The organism is Shumkonia mesophila (assembly GCF_026163695.1).
In the GTDB taxonomy this organism is placed as follows: domain Bacteria; phylum Pseudomonadota; class Alphaproteobacteria; order Rhodospirillales; family Shumkoniaceae; genus Shumkonia; species Shumkonia mesophila.
The window spans coordinates 1-18,852 of record NZ_JAOTID010000029.1; the positions used below are offsets into that span (position 1 = coordinate 1).

Consider the following 18,852-nt stretch of genomic DNA (forward strand, 5'->3'; position numbering starts at 1 on the left):
GGCCGTGGCCGAAATCCTGGCCTTTTGCGGCTATGACTTCCTGCTCATCGACAACGAGCATGGCCCGGGAGACCCCTGTGTCTGCCATGGGTCGACGTCGGCAATCGGGCGGTCAAACTAAATTAAGTGAGGACTCCAGGAATGACCGAGACCAAGTTGGAGGCGCTTCGGCGCCACACTGTTATTGTCGCCGACAGCGGCGATATTGAGGCCATCCGTGCATTTGCGCCGCAAGACGCGACGACCAATCCGAGCCTGATCCTGAAGGCGGCGCGGATGCCGGCCTATGCGGATCTGGTCGCGCGGGCCATTGATCAGGGCGGCGGCGAGGTCGGCTCGGATGACGGCCGGCTCGACCGCGTCCTCGATCATCTTGCCGTGGCCTTCGGCGCCGAGTTGACCCGCATTGTGCCGGGGGTGGTGTCGACGGAGGTCGACGCGCGGCTGTCGTTCGACAGCGAGGCGACGGTGGCCAAGGCCGAACGGCTGATCGGCCTCTACCGGAAGCTCGGCGTGGATCGGGAACGCATCCTGATCAAGGTGGCGGCGACCTGGGAAGGGATCCGCGCCGTGGAGGTTCTGGAGAAGCGGGGCATCAGCTGCAACGTCACCCTGGTGTTCTGTTTGGCCCAGGCGGTCGCGGCGGCCGAGGCCGGGGCCTTCCTGATCTCGCCCTTTGTCGGACGCATCCGCGACTGGAACGCCAAGGTGACGGGCAAGACATTTACGGCCGAAGACGATCCCGGTGTGCTCTCGGTGCGGGAGATCTACGACTACTTCAAGCATTACGGGCTCGCGACCATTGTCATGGGCGCGTCGTTCCGCAGCAAGGAAGAGGTCGAAGCGCTGTGCGGCTGCGACCGCCTGACGGTCAGTCCCGCCCTACTGGACGAATTGCGCCGGGACGTGGGCAGCCTGCTGCGCAGGCTCGATCCCGCGGCGAGCCGCGCGGCGGCGATCGAGCGGATCGCGGTGGACGAGAAGGCGTTCCGCTGGCGGCTCAATCACGACGCGATGGCGACAGAGAAACTGGCGGAGGGTATCCGCTTGTTCCACGCCGATACCGAGGCCCTGAGGCGGCACGTTGGCGAGATCATGCACAACCGCCCCCGTACCGCTTGAACCAGGGTTCTTCTCCCGTTTCCCAGGAAGGAAGAGGTTTGCAGATGCGCCAGGATCAAGACGGATCTTCGCGGCCCGACACCAAGGCCATGGCCAACGCTCTGCGCTTTCTCGCCATGGACGCGGTTGAAAAGGCCCAGTCGGGCCATCCCGGCATGCCCATGGGCATGGCCAACGTGGCAACGGTTCTGTTCGGCCGGTTTCTAAAGTTCGACCCGACGTGCCCGACATGGCCGGACAGGGACAGGTTCGTCCTGTCGGGTGGCCACGGCTCGATGCTGCTTTATGCCCTCCTGCACCTCACGGGGTATCGGAGGATGCCGATGGAGGCGATCCGGGCCTTCCGCCAACTCGGCTCGATCGCTGCCGGTCACCCGGAGGTCGACCCGCAGGTCGGAATTGAAACCACCACGGGCCCGTTGGGCCAGGGCTTTGCCACCGCCGTGGGCATGGCCCTGGCGGAGCGGCTACTCAACGCCCGCTTCGGATACGCGCTCGTCGACCACCGCACCTGGGTAATGTGCGGCGACGGCGACCTGATGGAAGGGATCAGCCACGAGGCGGCTTCGCTCGCCGGGCACCTGAGATTGGAGCGGCTGACCGTGCTATATGACGACAACGGTATTTCGATCGATGGCCCGACAGCTCTGTCCTTCTCGGAAGATGTGCTTGCCCGGTTCCAATCCTATGGCTGGAACGTGGCCTGGGTTGACGGCCACGATCACGCGGCGTTGGCCGAGGCGATGCAGGCTTCGCTCACTGCCGAGGCGCCGACCCTTGTGGCCTGCGGAACCACCATCGGCTTTGGCGCGCCCAACAAGGCCGGCAAGTCGGCCGCGCACGGGGCCCCGCTCGGCGCAGATGAGATCGCCGCCACGCGGGAGGCTCTCGGCTGGCCTTATCCCCCCTTCGAGATTCCGTCCGAGATTCGCCAGGCCTGGGCGGCGGCCGGCCGCCGTGGCGCGGCGCGGCGCGAAGCTTGGCAGGCAAGCCACGATGCCTGTCCGGAAGAGTGCCGTGTCGCCTTCGATCGCCGGATATCGGGGGCTCTCGACGGTCTCGGCGCGCTTATCCAGGAGATCAAGAGCGAGGCAACGGCAGCCAGACCGGCGTTCGCCACCCGATCCGCTTCCGGCAAGGTGCTCGACCGCCTGGCTCCGGTCCTCGAAGCGCTGGTCGGCGGTTCCGCCGATCTGACGCCGTCGAACAACACCCGCTTCACCGGCGCCGTCGACATCGCGCCCGGAAACTTTGCCGGCCGCTACGTGCGCTACGGCGTACGCGAGAACGCCATGGCCTCGATCATGAACGGACTGGCGCTGCACGGCGGGTTCATTCCCTACGGCGGCACCTTCCTGTGCTTCGCGGACTACGCGCGGCCGGGCCTTCGCCTTGCCGCCCTGATGCGCCAGCGGGTGATCCATGTAATGACCCACGATTCGATCGGGCTCGGCGAGGACGGACCGACCCATCAGCCGGTGGAGCATCTCGCCAGCCTGCGTGCGATCCCCGGCCTTCTGGTCCTGCGGCCGGCCGATTTGGTGGAAACGGCCGAGTGCTGGGAAATCGCCTTGAAGACGAAGGACGCGCCCTCGGTGCTGTCGCTGTCCCGCCAGGCCCTGCCGACGATAAGGTCGGAAGGGACGACGGAGAACCGGTGTGCCCGGGGCGGCTATGTCCTGGCCGAAGCCGGTGCCGGGCCGCGACGGGTCACCCTGATTGCCTCCGGCTCCGAGGTGGTGATCGCCCTCGACGCGCGTGAGGCGTTGGAGAGGAAGGGCATCGGGACGGCGGTGATTTCCATGCCGTGCATGGGCCTGTTCGGGCGGCAGCCCGATGACTACCGCCGTGCCGTGCTGCAGACAGGTACCCTGCTCGTGGGGATCGAGGCGGCCGTTCGCTTTGGCTGGGGTGATCTCATCGGAGAGGATGGGGTGTTCATCGGCATGAGCGGATTTGGTGCGTCTGGGCCGGGCGAAGATCTCTATCGTCACTTCGGCATCACTGCCGAGGCTATCGTCGGAGCCGTGCGTGAACGCCTCGGCCGGGGCTAACACGCCTCCTGCCGTCGCGCTGGCGTTGTCAAGTTGTTGGAAACTGGCACGTTAACAGCGGCGGCGGACCGAAATTTGCCGTGACCTCGGTCAGGCAGCGAGCCAGCCTTGCCGCCAAACGGCAAACGTCTCGGCGCGGAACGTCTTGAAGATGGCGCGAGATAGAAGATGGCGTTGGAAGTAGAAGGTGTTGTAGACGGCGTGGATCGCCAGAAACCGTTGGGCGGATCCTGGTGATTTTAGCCGCTGCTGTTTTCGCTCTCGCCGCCGGACCGGCTGATGAGAATTCTCGGCTCGATTGTTGGTTCGTGATCCTTGATCATGAATGGCAGACAGCCGCTTTTCGCGGATGGCGACCGGATACGATTTGAGCTTGTCCGTGGTGATTCGCTCTGGTGCAACGCCCAGCTTCCTCAACGACTTTCGCAGCAATTTCCTCGCCGGTCCTTTTTTCGAAATGAAGGAAAATCCGCGGATTTGGGAGAATGCTTATTTGTCATTGGATCCCGACATCAAGTCTCCGTCCCAAGAAGGAGCCGCGTCTGAGTGTAAGTCATGGAACTCACGAAAACGGTAGTCGAACGAGGTGAATCCCTGTGTCAGTGAACGAAGAATGGCTTTCGCTCAATCGTGAGAACGTGATCGAGCCAGAACTGGGGATCATCGACGCCCATCACCACTTCTGGGATCGCCCCGGCTTTCGTTATATGTTGGACGACTTCCTCGCCGATGTCTCCACGGGCCACAATATCGTTGGCAGCGTATTCGTGGAGGCAAGTTCGCGCCAGCGCTCCTGCGTAGGGACGATGTACCGGGCGGACGGACCCGAGGAGCTGCGCTCACTTGGCGAAGTCGAGTTCGTCAATGGCTTGGCCGCGATTGCGCACAGCGGTCAGTACGGTCCGTCGGGCTTGTGCGCTGGTATAATTTCTTATGTTGACCTTCGTCTTGCCGAAAGCGTTGTCGACGTTCTTGCCGAGCACGCACGGATGCCCCGCGTCAAGGGTATCCGCAACATGACCGCCTGGCACGCCGAACAGGCGATCAGGAGTCCGGACCTCGTGACCAATCCGGGAATGCTTGGAGAACCCGCATTCCGGCGGGGATTTGCAGCACTTCATGAGTTCGGTTTTAGTTTCGACGCTTGGTTGTTCGTACCGCAGATTCCAGAACTTACCAAGTTGGCACGTTCCTTTCCCGACGTGAAGATCGTTCTGGATCATCTGAGCGGTGTAATGGGCGCCGGCCCGTATGCTGGACGCCGGAATGAGGCGATTGTCGAGTGGCGAAGCAATCTTGCCGAACTCGCGCGCTGCCCGAACGCCTATGTCAAGATCGGAGGCATGGCCTCGCCCAGGGGAGGCTTCGACTTGGACGGTCGCGCGGTGCCGGCAGACTCCGACGAGCTGGCACGCCACTGGCGTCCGTATGTGGAGACATGCATCGAGCTTTTCGGCACCAGACGTTGCATGTTCGAAAGCAACTTCCCGGTCGATAAGCAGTGGGTATCGTACGTTTCGCTATGGAATGCCTTCAAGAAGATCACACGGGAATTCAGCGCCTCTGAACGGCGCGATCTCTTTTTTGACACGGCGAAAGAGTTCTATTCGCTCGAACTCCCGGAACCCTAGTTCGTGCGAACGCCAAGTCCCGACTGCCCGTCATCAAAACATTTGGGACATCTGAGCCGCTCGGATAACGGAGACTCTGACTACTCGGTTGTCCAACATCGACGCCTCCATGCTCCTCGAAGGTGGGGGCTGGCCACCTGGAGACACGATCACCGGAAAAACGCGGAAATCTTTGGGTGACCGGTAGTTTCTCCGACCTTCACATGGCTGACAGTTCAACAGTTGTATGACATATTGCCATAAAGGAGGAGCGGCGAGCGTACGCCGATCTGTCTCCTCAACCGACCGCCCATGGCGGCCTGAAGGACGTTGAGGTGCAAGTGTCAGATAACCCGGAGTGGTCCACGGTTCACCGGCTCGTCAACATCTTCTGGGAGCGGGGTCTCGCGCCTGGAGATAAGGTGCCGGCCGAAAAGGAGATCAGCAGCCTGCTCGGCGTCAGTCGGCCGGTCGTTAGAGAGGCTTTTAGCGTGCTTGAGGCGACGGGCCTCTTGGTGGCTCGCAAAGGAAGCGGCAGAATCTTGATGCCTTTCGGTTTTGGTTCAGTCATCAGCCTGCTGTCGAGCTACACAATGCCGCGTGGAAAGCTGCTTCTGGACCTGCTCGCCGTCCGCCAGGTGATGGAAACGAACATGCTACCCGCCGCCGCTGCCGTCATGCCGGCCGAGGACATGGAGAAACTCGAAAAATTGGTCCAAACGATGGAGCTTAAGGCCAGTCGTGGCGAATATTTTGGTGAGGTGGACCGCCAGTTTCATTCATTGCTTTACAAGTGTCTCAATAATGAGGTGCTTCTGGGCCTCCTGGATCTGTTCTGGACGATGTATGATGATCTCGACACCGGAGCTCTCTCTCATTCGCAGCGTCTTGACGAGACCGCGGCACATCATCGGCGTATTCTCGCGGCGCTTCAGAGCGGCGATATTCATCGAGCGCAGTACCATCTGGACGCGCACTTCTATGACACCGGCTATGTCTTACACTACAGCGACACGGCGAAGGCCTCAGTGAAAAAACTAAGCGCGCCTGCTGAGCATCCTGTCTGACATGTAAAGGCGGGACGCAGACTGTTGACCTCGCTAAAATCCGGAACGTCGCGGGCAATACCGGCGGTGCAGGCGAGCATCAGTAGTGTCCGTGACTACCTCAAGCGACCCGATAAGTGCGCCATGCGTCCTCGGTGAAAGCCACCCCGTGCCCCGGCCGGTCGGGCACGATGAGTTCGCCCTTTTCGACGACGAGCTTGTGGACGAGAAGATCGTCCATGAAAGGGTAGTATTCGACGTAGGTGGCGCGGGGGAGCGAGGCCGCGACATGGACGCTCAACACCGACATGAAGTGGGGCGCGAGGCCCAACCCGAAGCTGTCCGCGACATGGCCGATTTTCATCGTCTCCGAAATACCCCCGACGAAGCAGATGTCGGGATTGAGCACATCGGCCAGCCCTTCGCGGACGAAAGGCATGAAGTCACGACGGGAAAAGACGTGTTCGCCCATAGAAATCGCTACGGGAAGCTCGGCTCGGAGCCGGCGGTAGCCCTCGATATCCTGCGACAGAACCGGCTCCTCGAACCAGAAGATGTTGAGGTCGGCCATCTGCTTGCCGAGCCACAAGGCCGCAGAAAGGCTGAGACGCTCGTTGCCGTCGCACATGATCAGGGCCTCGGGGCCGATGGCCTCCCGGACCGCTGTCAGGCGGGCGATGTCGCGTGTCGGTTCTCTGCCGACCCGGATTTTGACAGCGCGAAAGCCATCGCGGATGTAGCCCGCGGAAAGCTCGGCAAGGTCTTCAATAGAAAGCGATGGACTGGCCTTGCCGCTGCCATAGCAGGGAACCGTCGCCCGCGATTGGCCGAGGGCTTTGGAAAGCGACAGCCCGAGAATCCGCGACCTGAGATCCCAGAGCGCGATATCGATTGCCGAGATCGCCATCGAGGCTATGCCGTAGCCGAGACGATGGGTGAAGTGGAAGAGCTCGCTATTAATGACCTCGACCTCATGGGCTTCGCGGCCACTAAGCTTCGGCAAGAGCAACACGTCGATTAGCGCCTTGATCGCAGCGCCGCCTCCATAGTCGGAGGTGAACGTCCAGCCCATGCCGCATTCTCCGGAGCTGTCTACGACCGTCACGCCGATCAGTTCGAATTCCTCGTCGGCCCGCTCGGCTGCAGCTCGGTTGGACGGAAACCTCAGCATCCAGCTTTCGGCAGATCGGATGGTCATTCTTGTGTTTCCTGATGCTTTCTATTGAAGCGCGACGGTGCGTCGGGGATCGAAGGCTAGGCGAACGGCATCGCCCTGGTGGAACAGAATGGGGGGCATCGATTGCACGCGGAGTTCGCTCTCTCCGCCGTCCAACACGACAAAGTAGTCAACGACACCGCCGGTAAAGACGGTAGCCCGAACACGCGCGGAGAGGGTGTTCCAGTTGGCCTCGGGCGTATGGTCCGTCGAAAGAAGGCGTACGTCGACTGGCCGAACGCAGACCTTCACGCTGCCGCGACGGCCCTCCGTTGCGCCTGTCATCGCTTTGATCGGCACGCCATTGAGACGCCCCAGCAAGTTTTGGCCGTCCGGCTCGACCTCTGCCATGTTCAGAATGTTAGCAAGTCCTATGAAACTCGCCACGAATTCGGTGGCGGGAACGTTGTAGATTTCGGTCGGGGAGCCTTGCTGGATGATCATGCCTGCCTTCATTACGGCGATCGAGTCCGACAATGCCAGCGCCTCTTCCTGGCTATGCGTGACGTAAACGGCGGTAATGCCGACCCGCTGCTGCAGCGAGCGAATCTCGAAGCGCATTTGCTCGCGAAGGACCGCGTCCAGATTGCTTAGCGGCTCGTCGAACAAAAGGATGCGGGGTTCGGAGGCAATCGCGCGGGCAAGGGCGACGCGTTGCTGCTGTCCACCCGAGAGCTGGTCCGGATAACGTTCACCGTAGCTCGGCATGTTGACGACGTCGAGTATCCGCTTGACCTTGTCCGCGATTTCCGCCTTTCCGAACTTGCGCTGCTTCAACCCGTAGCCGATGTTCTGGGCGACCGTCATGTGGGGCCAGAGGGCATAGGTCTGAAAGACCATGCCCATCTGGCGGAGTTCAGGAGGGACCACCCGCGACCCCTCGCTCAGCACCTGATTCCCGAGGCTGATGGTGCCAGAACTGGGAGCCTCCAGCCCGGCGACCATCCGTAGCGTGGTGGTCTTGCCGCACCCGCTCGGGCCAATAAGCGAAATCATATCACCGGCAGGAACCGTCAGGTCAATGCCACGTATCACGTGAAAGCTGCCGTAGTGCTTGTTGATGCCGGTGAGTTTGAGGTCGAGCGCGTTCCCGTGCTGACCAGAGGTTTCGGGTGATCCCATGCCCACGTTAGCGTCCCATCGCCTTGTTGAAGTCTGCTGTGTGCTTTTTCCGGTTCTCAATGATGAAGGCCGAGTTGACGGGAACGATCTTGACGTCCGCAACAGCGGTACCGCCCGGGAACATGTAATCGACGTCGTCGCGGATGGGGGCGCACCCGAGGGCGTTCGGCATGAGGGATTGACCTTCCTTGCTGACAACAAAGTCAAGCCACGCCTTGGCCGCGGGTTTGTTGTTCGAGCCTGCGAACATGGCAAACGCGGTAAGCTCGCCAGGCGAACCCTCCTTCGGCCAGACGATTGCTGTCGGATCGCCGCGATTGGCCGAAGTCTGGCCGTTCGCGAGCAGTTGGATCCCGATCGGACGCTCGCCACTCGCCGTCAGATCGCGGATTGTGCCATGGGAACCTTCTAGACGAACGTCATTACCCTTGAGCTTCTCGAAATATTGCCAGCCGAAACCGGCCACGCCCCTCTTCGGCAGCTCAGTCGCGATGAACCAGATGAACGACTGGATCGACTGTGACTTGACCGGATCGGCCATGGCAATCTTTCCATTCCACTTGGCATCGAGCAGGTCGAGCCAACTCTTCGGCGCATCCCCGGCTTTCACCTTATTGGTGTTGTACTGGATGAGATACGGGTTGATGCAGGCCGGGATGACAATATTCGCGGGGTCACGCACTTCCTCGTGCACCGCGGAGAAGTCTGCCGGCTTGTATGCCTCCCATGTCTTATGCCGGCTCTGAAGGCCGTTGATTGAAGCCTCGTTCAGGAGGGCGATGTCGGCGTGGGGGCTGTTGGCCCGCATTTCGAGTTCGATCGTCGAAACCAACTCTTCGCCGGGCTGTACGGACACCTCGACCGTGATGTTCGGGTGAATTTTGTTGAAGGCCCCGATCAATGGCCGCAAGAACTGGTCTGGAGAGGAGCTATAAATCTTGAGCGTACCTTCCTGCGCCCGTGCAGGAATGCCGGTGACAAACGCCATGGTCCCCGCCAGAAGGGCGAACGCTAATCCGGTATTCTTGAATAGTGACCTTTTGTCCATTTCTGTCTCCCTTATTGAGATTTAGTGGAAGCGAGCCTCATCCGAGCTGAAGTCCTTTAAGTTTGCCGCTCCTTTTCAAGATTATTGCCGCGGCACCGAACAGCGAGCCGACGAGGATGAACAGCGAGATGCCAAATGCGGATGCCACGGCCAAGCCACCATTGCCGCTCCATATGCCGAGCAGGGCGGTCGACACCGTTTGCGTGCCGAAGCCACGCAGAACGATGGAGGAGCTCAGTTCGGGAACCGCCAAGATGAAAACCAGAATCCACGTGTAGATGATCGATGGAAGGATGAGGGGAATAGTGATGTTCCAGACCGTCTTGAATTCGCCGGCGCTGAAGACCCGCGAGGCTTCCTCAAGTTCGGCGGCGATCTGCAACAGACTGCTTTGGCAGTTGCGGACGCCGATCGGGACGTAGCGGGCAAGATAGGCCACCAGCAGGATCGCTGGTGTTCCGTAGAAGCCGAGGAGGTTAAGAGGCCAGTTCAAATAGGCGACCACCAGCGCGAAAGCGAGCGCCGTTCCCGGGATCGCCAGCGGCATCACCGAGAGGTAATCGAGAATGGACCGCCCGGGCAACCGGGTGCGGAGGACCACGTAGGCCACCACGATACCGGTGAGGACCACGATCGTAGCACTCGCCGCCGCTAGGCTGAAACTCAACATGACCGCGCGGAATATTGCGTGATCCGTGAAGATGACCACGTAATTCTCTACCGTCCAATTCCCCGCCGTGAAGCCGTTTCCTATGCTCTTCATCAGGGAAGCCGTCAGCATGCCACCATAGGGGACGACAAGCGCCATCAATGCGTAGAAAAGTCCGAGAGCGGATAGCGCGTGGGTCCCGGCGCCAACATCGATGGTCCGGGCACGGAAGGATTTGCCGCCAAGCGTTCTGTAGCGCTCTCCGTGCCGTACACTCAGCCTTTGGATGAGCAAGGCCACGACAGAAAGTCCGACCAGGACGATCGCGGCCACGGCGGCGAGGGAAAAATCAAGATTGATCAGAGCATTGCGGATCGCGACCGTCAGGACATTGATGCCAAGCATCTGCGGCGGTCCAAACATCGCGAGGCTCGTGGCGAAGGCGAGCAAGGCGCCGGACAGCATCGCCGGACGCATCAGGGGAACGGTAATGTCGCGTACGGCGCCGAACGCTGTTGCACCTTTCATCCGCGCGGCTTCCTCCAGCGCCGGATCCATGTTGGAGAATGCCGGAGCCATCGTGAGGAATACGTATGCGACGCCGTTCGGCAAGGCGGTGAGGATCAGGCCGAAGAGCGTGAAGACATTCAGCGGCCCGCTGGTCTGTGGCAGACTGAAGAACGCCCGGAGGGCGACGTTGAAATACCCCGCATTTGGCCCTGCAAGAAGGATATAGCCCATGGCGAGAAGAAATTCCGGGCTGATTAGCGCGATGATCATGGCCGTGCGGACGAGGGTCTTGAAGCGCATCTGAGTGCGGGCGACGCCGAAGGCGAGCGTTCCCCCGATGAGAAGGCTCAGTAAGGCGATGCCCATCGAGACGGTCAGGCTGTTGGCCGTCGCGCGTAGAAGGCTGGCGCTGGAAGCGAAGTCCCTGTAGTTGGCCAGCGTGAACCCTTCGTTGTAAAAACTGGTGATGATGATCACGCCGACCGGCATGGCAATCAGTAGAACCAGCCAGATTGTGGCTATGCCGCCGGCCGCGTAACCCCAGTTCACCGATCGTGCTGGCGATGTGCTGCTGCCCGGTTCCGTCGGGCGAAAAAACAAGGTCATGACGCCCCTCCCGGTACGACGATGAGGCTTTTCCTCTCAGGCATGCCTGCCTGGATCTCCTGTGGCGTACCGCAGGCCTCAAGGCTGCGCTCCGCTGCGGAGAGGACCCGCACGACGTCGACAGCCTTCCCAAAAGCTTTCCTTGCGGCGTTGTCGCCTGCGATGGCGCGGGCAAGGCGGTTGAGGGCCCGCCCAAAGGCGGCTACACGGTCGTATTGGAGGAGGTTCAGTTCTTTCTGCCCTTGGGCGGTTTCGACGGTGAGCAATTCCTGTCGCCCGAACGGCACTCGCTGGTTGGCCTCGAAGTCGCTGGTCTTGCCGCTTGAATGGTACAGGATGCCGGCAATACCGCCGGTGTCTGTTCTGCGGGCCGATACGCTATCCGCAGGCCCGAAGATACTCATCAGCGAGCTCAGCAGGTGAGGCCCAATGTCCCAGAGCGTGGCATTCCGGTCCTTGCGCCATTCAGACTCGGCGTATGGGCTCCCGTTGGACAGCACGCTCGAAAAGAAAATCGCGCGCGCCGTTCGCGGGCTTGCCGCGACGGCTTGCGCAGTGAAATCCTGCAGATCGGAGATGAAATCACGTGTCAGGAAGCAAACTGCCCCCAAGTCGGCCGACGTGACTGCTGCTTCGATCGCCTCGGCCTCATCGACGCCGAGGGCGAGCGGTTTTTCGACGATGATGTGTTTTCCCGCCTGCGCCGCCTGGAGTGCAAGCTTCGCCTGTACGGCGGGTGGCACCGCGAAACTGACGATGTCGACGGCGTCCAGGAGATCCTCGAACCGCTCATAAGGTCTAATCCGGAAGCGGTGTGCCAGTTCGCTGATACGATCTTGGTTGCGGCCGAATAACCCGGCCAGTTCAAGACCGGTTGCGTTCTTCAGCGCCGGCAGGTGAACCGTTTCTGCCCAATACGCGCTACCGCACATACCGACCCGTAATGGTTTCGCTGGGCCGGTCACCGGCGGCGCTCCGGCGTCAGGGCGGCGATCAATCGCGATAGGTCTTTTTCATGCTCGATGGCGTGGACTATGTCGATGGCGCGGCGTGCGGCTGGTTCGCTGATCACCGTCGTAAGGAGTTCGACCGCCTTGTCGTGCACCTGCTCGGTCGTCATCGGATTTTCCTTCCGCCCGAGCACGTACAGTCCCTGTGCGGAGCGATAAGTCTGCCCACGGGCATCGACCTCAATGCGGGCTTCAAACCGATCCTGGCCCTCTTCGTTCGGAAGCAACGTAATCCGTCGCCCAACGGAGAGCGTGCACGCGTCCGACATGCGGCCAACATCGTGAGAGGCATCGAAACTCAACATCCCTTCGACGACCATCGCCGCCATGCAATGACGCAGATTGAGATCCGGCATCCGGTTCTCGTCCCCGATCACCTTGTACCAGTCAGGATGGTAGCGGATCCGGATAGCCTTGATCTCATCATGGCGTAACCCGGCGCGACCAAGTATGTCCTCTAATACAGACAACGGAGCGGCGATTGGGAAGCCGACCGAGTATTTTTTGATGTCGGTCTCAAGGACCTTGTAACTCGTGCCGAGATCGACGTAGAGCCGATTCGGTTCTGCCCTGGAGGAGATCGCCTCGAAGAAGTTGCGGTCCGAAGGATCCAGGACGTCTCCACTCCCAGTGAAACCGCTTTCCACCAGTCCAGCCGCCTTGACGGCATTGCTGGCAGGCATTCCAGCGAATACGTAGCTCTTCAGCGTGTGGGCGCCGTCGCGCCTCCAGGTCGTCAGTCCCGACGCTTCCTGTGCCAGGTAGTTCAGCACCACGAGGAACCGCTCGGCATCGAAGCCCATCAAGCTGCCGGCGGCGAAGCCGGCTCCGAAAATCGGCGCGAAGGCGTGGCAGGACAGCGATGAGCGCGCGAAGCTCATTGCCGGAGACAGCGCCTCGCCGAATCGGATGGTTAGGTCGTAGCCGAGATGTACAGCGTTCAGAAAGGCGAGGCCGGTCGCCTCGCGGGCTTGCCCCACGCTGATCGCGGCGGGCAAGACGGCGCAACCTGGATGAGTCTGGCTGGTCTCGTGGGAGTCGTCGGATTCATCCGCATGGGCAGCCATTCCGTTGGCCAGCGCTGCTTCGATGAGACCAACCTTGTGCGTTGTTCCGACGATAGCGGCGACCGGACGGGTTCCTGTCGACAGAGCGAATTTTTGTCCTGCGATGCCCGCCTCGAGGGCAGTTCCAGAGACGATTGCGGCCAAAGTGTCGATGATATGGATCTTAGTCTTCAGCCGAATCTTGTCAGGCAGGTTGCTATGACCGAGAGCTGCAGCGTGACTCGCGATCCGCCGCCCATAGCCTAGATCCTTAGAAGCCAATTCCCCCTCCCGAGTTCGCTAGTGACCTGCACTATGCCCTCCCAGACTTGCCCGACAGGGTCACGCTTAATGCAACGGTTTGCTTGACAATTTTCGACATCATCTCCGGTCGTGTCAAGCTGCTTGTGCCGCTGCACGCTCGTGAATTAGTTCTCGGCGTCACTCTTCGATCGATTGAAAAACGGGCGGTGCATTGCACACAGTTGGAACATGACTGTTAATAGCAAAACTCAGAAGTTATCTGACAACTTTTGTTGGCGGGACCGGTTGCTCCGGAGTCGGTTCTATTCAGTAATTGCCGGCGCCGAAGTTGAAAACCCTTCGATCTTGGGCTTCCTGCGGCGATTCGAAAGCGATCAGGTGACCGAACTCGCCGGGAGATTTGACGGTCCACGCTGGAAATAGTCGTGGATAACGCCTCGGCTTCCGCGGCTACAGCGTGAACGTTTGCTCTCGCTCGGTGGTCGAAGGCGGTAATGCTTTGCTGGGTCCGCGTGTCGGAGGAGGTCGGCCTCGAAGTCCTTGGTGCCCGGAGCGAGTCCGGGCACCATGAGGGGGCCTATTTCGCAGTTTCCGCGATTTCCTAGGCGAAGCCGCCGAATGTCCATATGAACCACGGACACGATGCGGTCCTGCGTATTGGCAAGTTCGGAATAACCGTAGGGAACTTCGATACAGTGTGGCAGCGTACAGCTGTTGGGGCTGGTCGCTATTTCGGTAGTTGCCGCCGCCTTGAAGGCCTGTGCCTCACTCCTCCGGTCGACGGAAGGCGCCGCGGTCGCGCAGGGCCTCGAGAAGGCGCATGTCCTCCGCATTCGGCATGAGGAGCGGCGGCCGGCAGTCACCGGCATCCACTCCCGCCAGCCGAATCGCCGCCTTGAGCGCCGGAAACACGCCGAGGTGGACGATCGGGGCCACCACGTCATTGATCTCCTTCTGGATCCGGTGCACTCGGTCAAGGTCGCCCGACCGCATCGCTTCGACCAGTGGCGGGAACCGGAATCCCTGAATGTTGAGGGTGCTGCCGATCCCGGAATCGAAGCCCATGGCGATTGCCGCCGCCATGATCTCGTCATGGCCGCAGAAGTAGGCCGCGTCGGGACAGGCGTCGCGCAGCCGCTCGGCAAGGTACAGGTTGTAGTCGGTGAACTTCATGCCGACCACTCCAGGCACCCGCATCAACCGCACCAGCCCCTCAAGCTCGGCCCTCACCCCCGTCAGGTTGGGGACGTAGTAGACCAGCATCGGCAAGTTGGCGGCGCGGGCGAGCGCCGCAAACCAAGCCTCGAGTTCACGGGTCGAGTGCTGGAAGTAGAACGGCGGCACGGCCGACACCGCATCGTACCCGAGTTGGCGGGCGAGTCGGCCGAGCCGCGTCCCTCCCTCGAGTTCGAGAGTTCCGATCTGCGCGATCATCAGCGCCCGGCCAGCGACTTCGTCGGCGACGATCTCCATCAGCCGGCAGCGCTCCTCGATAGTCATCGAGAAGGCTTCCCCCGAACTGCCGCCGACGTAGACCCCATCGAGCCCGTGATAGTCGAGCACGTGGCGTACCACCGCTCTGGTTCGGTTCTCCGAGAGCCGTCCTTCGTCGTCGAAGCCGGTCAGCAGTGCGGCCAGGAAACCCGAAAGCGGTCTTGACATGACGATATGGATCCTTTTCGTGCCAAAAAGCGGGTGGTGGAGGTCTGACCTGCTTACTTCAGGAGCAGATCACCTTACGATTCTGCCGCCTAGTCAGATGTGCGTGGAAGTCGCGCTGGGGCTGAACTCGAGATCAAACTCGCGCCGTTTCGACCAACATCGAAGTGCCCGTCTTCCGCCTGACTTTGCGGAACATTGCTGACTGCCAAGCCGTACGCCACAGTGTCGATGATCCTCATGGGCGGGACCAGTTCGTACGACTGGGCCATCATGGAAAGTAGATGAACGCCGGCACGTGATCTCCGCAGCCCACCTCAATAGGGTGGCGATAGCCGAACTGGATCGAAATAGCATCGACGCAATGTAAGACCGTAGGCGCGAGTCGCTCACCCCGAGCCGATCGGGTCTTCCTCTCCCTGCTTACGGTCGCCGCCTTACGTTTCCGGTGTCCGGGTATTTCCTCATGCTCGACCTTTCCCCGATCCGACGGACAGTCCGGTCCTACGCCTCGTCGCGCTCCTTGATGAAGTCCATGTCGAGTTCGAGGCCGAGGCCAGGCAGGTCGGGGACCGTCATGAAGCCGTCCTCGGGGACAGGCGCGTTCCTGAACACGTGGCCGGTGATGGTCTCGAACATCAGGAGCCGCTCGAGGAACGGCGCGTTGGGCGAGGCGGCCACCAGATGGAGGTGGATATTCTCCATGGCGTGTGGCGCGAACTTGACGTTCCAGGCCTGGGTGAGGGCGGCGATCTTGACCATCTCGGTATAGCCGCCGGCCCGCGTCCCGTCGGCCTGCACGTAGTCGGCGGCCTCGTTGACGAGGAGATCCCGCACCCCGAATTTGGTGTATTCGTGCTCGCCGGTCGCCAGCGGGATGTCGGTGCCGCGCCTGAAGCGGGCCAGGCCCCGCAGGTCGTCGGCGAACACCGGCTCCTCGAACAGCAGGATGTCGTACTCGCGGATCCGGTTGGCGAGCTGGATCGCCGTCGCCGCGTCGAAGCAGTTGTTGGCATCGAGCAGGATGTCGATGTCGGGGCCGACGGCTTCCCGCACCTTGCGCACGCGCTCGGCATCGCGCCGCAGGTTCCTGCCGCCGTCGAAGCCGATCTTGAACTTGACCGCCCTGAAGCCGCGGGCGACCATTCCCTTCATCTCGTCGACCAGTTGGTCGTCGGCATACGAGGTCCAGCCGCCGCTGGCGTAGACCGGCACCTTCGCCCTGCCGCCGCCCAGCAGCTTGCAGACGGGCAGGCCGAGGATCTTGCCCTTGAGGTCCCACAACGCGATGTCGACGGCGCTGAGGGCGCAGAACATCAGGCCCTTGCGGCCGATCCCGCGCAGGTACTGGAAGAAGTCGTTCCAGATGACTTCGGTGTCGAGCGGATCCCGCCCGATCAGCCGCGGCGCCATGTTGCGGAGGATGAGCTCGCGCGTCGCCTCGCCGCCGACCTCGTGATAAGTGATGCCGATTCCCTCGATCCCCTGGTCGGTGGTCAGGCGGACGACGAGGAAGCCGATGGTTTCCACCTTGCGGGTGGAGTCGGCAATACCGTCGGCCACCGGCTCGGACACCAGGTGAACGTCGATCTTCCTGATTTTATGCTGCATCTTATATCCCTAGACCTATCTCTCACCTTCCGCATGGTGACGGCGCTTTCGCCGGCTCCGTCACTTGTCAGTGCTATCTGGTGGCCGTCTCAGACATAGAACATCTGCTCTATGGCAGCCATGATCTCGGCGGGCGCCGCGAAGGTGGCAGCCATTACGATCGCGTCCATGAACTGTGGCATAACTTTCCAATTCATGTGTTTCCCTCCCGGGTTTCCACTTACGCGATCACCGTTCGCGCGGCCGCGGATCAGACTGTGGTTGCCTAGCTTTAAATTTGAGCGGAGAGGGCAAAGAAGTCTTACAACTTTTCAGCCGTCACCGCCGTTTGGCCCGATAAAGACGGTATTTGAATTCGATTTTCCTGTCAATTGGTGGATAGACTCAATTAGTTGTCTGACATATCATGGGCGGAACACAGTGTTTTGAGGGGGAGAAGGCTTCCCACCAATTGTCGTCAATTTGCCGGTGCCTCTCCTGGCCGAAGGTGAGGCACCTAGGAAATTATGTCGAGCGTGTAGAAGGGATGGATCTTATTCAGGGTGTGTGCCTGCACCACCGAAGAAGGATCTTCCCGCACCTGTATGAAATTGGTTTGGATTGCCGTGTACATCTCGAAGAATGTGATTGGTGTGACCGTTGTGATACGCCGAACATCCACTTCAGCAACTCACCTTTCAGTTGATAGGGTGCGGAATCTCTTGTCGTGGCTTTCGAACGCGGGGGCGACTCAAGTCCAGCAACACGGGGGAATTACGCCATGACTTCCAGGATCGCCATTTTCTGGCCGGGTGACTATCGGGCCAAGCCGAATGAGCAGGCGCTACCGCATATGGCCGGGGCGACGGCCCAGTTGGAAAAGGCGCTGGCCAAGTTGGGACGGGCGTCGTACCGCATCGATGGCTACCTGACCAAGCCGCACGAGGCGATCGAGAAACTGGGGCCCGTCGACGATCCGTTGATCGGGGTCTACGTGCATTGGGTGTACGGCCCGCATACGACGGACGGGGTGGTCGGCAAGGACACCCCGCTGCTGCTGGCCAGCAATTTCTCGGGCACCTGGCCGGGGTTGGTCGGCCTGCTCAACTCTGGGGCCTGTCTGGAAAGCGTTGGGCGGCGGTTCAGCCGGGTGTGGACCGAGGCCGAGGACTGGACGAAGGACGCTGCCTACATGGCGCGCCTCGATGAATGGTGTTCGACCGGGCGCATCGCCTATCCCGAAGACGAGATCCGTTATCACGCGGCCATTTCGCCCGAGGCGGCGGCCCTGGCCGGCGATGTGGCGTCGGATATCCGCCACCGCCGGGTGCTGGCCCTGATGCTGGGCGACACCTCGATGGGAATGATCAACGGCTATTTCGGCCCACGCCTGCTGAACCCGATCGGTTTCACCGAGCACAAGGTGGATCAGGCCTGGATCGTCGAGCGAGGCCGCGCGATCGATGCCAAGCGCATCGACGACGCCTATGCCTTCGTCAAGGGCAAGGGTGTCGTCTTCCATTACGGCGAGAAGGGGGCCAAGGATTTCGACGAGGCGGCGACCAAGGAACAGCTTCGCGACTATCTGGTGGTTCTCGATCTGATGGACGAATTCAAGGCCGACTGCCTGGGCTGGCAGTATCAGTTGGGGTTGATCGGGCTGCGGCCGCCGTCCGATTTCGCCGAGGGCCTGTTCAACTCGACCTGCCGTCCGGAATCAAACAACGATACAATCGTCGACTCGACCGAGGCCGACCAGGGCAACCTGGTGCCCATGGAACTGATGAAGCGGCTGTTGAAGGCCAAGGGGCTGCACCAGGCGGTGTTCTTCCACGACATCCGCTGGGGCGGCGAGCACGCCGGGCGGTTCGTCTGGGTGCTGCTGAACTCCGGGTCCAGCGGCGCCTATGCGTTCAGTCACGATCCCAACACCTTGAAGGGCGTCCATTCGTATCGCCAGCCGGCCGGCTATTTCCCGGTGCCGGGCGGCACCTTCTCAGGCGTTAGCCTGCCCGGCCAGGTGACGTGGTCGAGGGCCTACATCAAGGGCGGCGACCTATGGATGGACGTCGGCCGCGGCGCCGTCGCCGAGCTGCCCGAGGCCAAGCGCGAGGCGTGGTGGAAGGGAACCACCCGCGAATGGCCGCTGATGGCCACCGACCTGGGGATCTCGCGCGACACCCTGATGGCCCACTACTTCAGCAACCACGTGGCTGTGGCCTACGGCGACATCTTCGAGGAGATGGTCGCCCTCAGCCAGGAACTGGGCTTCAAGGTCCGCATCCTCGGGGGAGCCTGAG

14 protein-coding genes are annotated in these 18,852 nt (G+C 61.2%); 5 read left to right on the forward strand and 9 right to left on the reverse strand.

Annotated elements, in window-relative coordinates; all coding sequences use genetic code 11:
* Positions 1 to 141: 141 nt before the first annotated feature.
* Positions 142 to 1,122 (forward strand): transaldolase, encoded by a 981-nt coding sequence (tal, locus tag ODR01_RS24165; protein ID WP_316980280.1) that lies wholly within the window; start codon positions 142 to 144, stop codon positions 1,120 to 1,122.
* Between the two features lie 44 nt (positions 1,123 to 1,166).
* The gene (gene tkt / locus ODR01_RS24170) at positions 1,167 to 3,176 is read left to right on the forward strand and encodes a transketolase (RefSeq protein WP_316980281.1); all 2,010 of its coding nucleotides are present in this window, start codon (positions 1,167 to 1,169) and stop codon (positions 3,174 to 3,176) included.
* A 90-nt stretch (positions 3,177 to 3,266) separates the two neighbouring features.
* On the opposite strand, the gene ODR01_RS24175 is transcribed toward tkt, so the two are convergent.
* Positions 3,267 to 3,608, reverse strand: coding sequence for a DDE-type integrase/transposase/recombinase (locus tag ODR01_RS24175; RefSeq protein WP_394356869.1), 342 nt, complete (start codon positions 3,606 to 3,608; stop codon positions 3,267 to 3,269).
* Between the two features lie 170 nt (positions 3,609 to 3,778).
* Between ODR01_RS24175 and ODR01_RS24180 the strand changes: the two genes are divergently transcribed.
* Positions 3,779 to 4,807, forward strand: coding sequence for an amidohydrolase family protein (locus ODR01_RS24180; protein WP_316980282.1), 1,029 nt, complete (start codon positions 3,779 to 3,781; stop codon positions 4,805 to 4,807).
* A 314-nt stretch (positions 4,808 to 5,121) separates the two neighbouring features.
* Positions 5,122 to 5,853, forward strand: a complete 732-nt coding sequence (locus ODR01_RS24185) for a FadR/GntR family transcriptional regulator (RefSeq protein WP_316980283.1) — start codon at positions 5,122 to 5,124, stop codon at positions 5,851 to 5,853.
* Between the two features lie 100 nt (positions 5,854 to 5,953).
* On the opposite strand, the gene ODR01_RS24190 is transcribed toward ODR01_RS24185, so the two are convergent.
* The 8 genes from ODR01_RS24190 to ODR01_RS24225 form a co-directional block, all read right to left on the reverse strand.
* Positions 5,954 to 7,030, reverse strand: a complete 1,077-nt coding sequence (locus ODR01_RS24190; RefSeq protein WP_316980284.1) for a mandelate racemase/muconate lactonizing enzyme family protein — start codon at positions 7,028 to 7,030, stop codon at positions 5,954 to 5,956.
* Positions 7,031 to 7,051: 21 nt separating this feature from the next.
* Positions 7,052 to 8,170: an ABC transporter ATP-binding protein gene (locus ODR01_RS24195; RefSeq protein WP_316980285.1), complete on the reverse strand. Its 1,119-nt coding sequence runs from the start codon at positions 8,168 to 8,170 to the stop codon at positions 7,052 to 7,054.
* A gap of 7 nt (positions 8,171 to 8,177) precedes the next feature.
* On the reverse strand, positions 8,178 to 9,218 hold the full coding sequence (locus tag ODR01_RS24200) for an extracellular solute-binding protein (RefSeq protein WP_316980286.1): 1,041 nt from the start codon (positions 9,216 to 9,218) through the stop codon (positions 8,178 to 8,180).
* Between the two features lie 37 nt (positions 9,219 to 9,255).
* On the reverse strand, positions 9,256 to 10,983 hold the full coding sequence (locus ODR01_RS24205; protein WP_316980287.1) for an ABC transporter permease: 1,728 nt from the start codon (positions 10,981 to 10,983) through the stop codon (positions 9,256 to 9,258).
* The gene (locus ODR01_RS24210; RefSeq protein WP_316980288.1) at positions 10,980 to 11,948 is read right to left on the reverse strand and encodes a Gfo/Idh/MocA family protein; all 969 of its coding nucleotides are present in this window, start codon (positions 11,946 to 11,948) and stop codon (positions 10,980 to 10,982) included. Before ODR01_RS24210 ends, ODR01_RS24205 begins: the two co-directional genes overlap by 4 nt.
* Positions 11,945 to 13,321, reverse strand: a complete 1,377-nt coding sequence (locus tag ODR01_RS24215) for an MmgE/PrpD family protein (protein ID WP_316980289.1) — start codon at positions 13,319 to 13,321, stop codon at positions 11,945 to 11,947. Before ODR01_RS24215 ends, ODR01_RS24210 begins: the two co-directional genes overlap by 4 nt.
* A 747-nt stretch (positions 13,322 to 14,068) precedes the next feature.
* Positions 14,069 to 14,965 carry an N-acetylneuraminate lyase gene (locus tag ODR01_RS24220; protein ID WP_316980290.1) on the reverse strand — a complete coding sequence of 299 codons (897 nt, stop codon included), beginning with the start codon at positions 14,963 to 14,965 and terminating at the stop codon, positions 14,069 to 14,071.
* Between the two features lie 501 nt (positions 14,966 to 15,466).
* Positions 15,467 to 16,573, reverse strand: a complete 1,107-nt coding sequence (locus tag ODR01_RS24225; RefSeq protein WP_316980291.1) for a mandelate racemase/muconate lactonizing enzyme family protein — start codon at positions 16,571 to 16,573, stop codon at positions 15,467 to 15,469.
* A gap of 760 nt (positions 16,574 to 17,333) precedes the next feature.
* Between ODR01_RS24225 and ODR01_RS24230 the strand changes: the two genes are divergently transcribed.
* The gene (locus ODR01_RS24230; RefSeq protein ID WP_316980292.1) at positions 17,334 to 18,851 is read left to right on the forward strand and encodes a hypothetical protein; all 1,518 of its coding nucleotides are present in this window, start codon (positions 17,334 to 17,336) and stop codon (positions 18,849 to 18,851) included.
* The last annotated feature ends 1 nt before the right edge of the window (position 18,852 follow it).

Excerpts from the sequence above, each read along its gene's own strand:
- ODR01_RS24230 (WP_316980292.1), top strand. The coding sequence starts at position 17,334 with ATGACTTCCAGGATCGCCATTTTCTGGCCGGGTGACTATCGGGCCAAG.
- ODR01_RS24205 (WP_316980287.1), bottom strand. The coding sequence starts at position 10,983 with ATGACCTTGTTTTTTCGCCCGACGGAACCGGGCAGCAGCACATCGCCA.
- ODR01_RS24200 (WP_316980286.1), bottom strand. The coding sequence starts at position 9,218 with ATGGACAAAAGGTCACTATTCAAGAATACCGGATTAGCGTTCGCCCTT.
- ODR01_RS24190 (WP_316980284.1), bottom strand. The coding sequence starts at position 7,030 with ATGACCATCCGATCTGCCGAAAGCTGGATGCTGAGGTTTCCGTCCAAC.
- ODR01_RS24220 (WP_316980290.1), bottom strand. The coding sequence starts at position 14,965 with ATGTCAAGACCGCTTTCGGGTTTCCTGGCCGCACTGCTGACCGGCTTC.
- tkt (WP_316980281.1), top strand. The coding sequence starts at position 1,167 with ATGCGCCAGGATCAAGACGGATCTTCGCGGCCCGACACCAAGGCCATG.
- tal (WP_316980280.1), top strand. The coding sequence starts at position 142 with ATGACCGAGACCAAGTTGGAGGCGCTTCGGCGCCACACTGTTATTGTC.
- ODR01_RS24195 (WP_316980285.1), bottom strand. The coding sequence starts at position 8,170 with ATGGGATCACCCGAAACCTCTGGTCAGCACGGGAACGCGCTCGACCTC.
- ODR01_RS24225 (WP_316980291.1), bottom strand. The coding sequence starts at position 16,573 with ATGCAGCATAAAATCAGGAAGATCGACGTTCACCTGGTGTCCGAGCCG.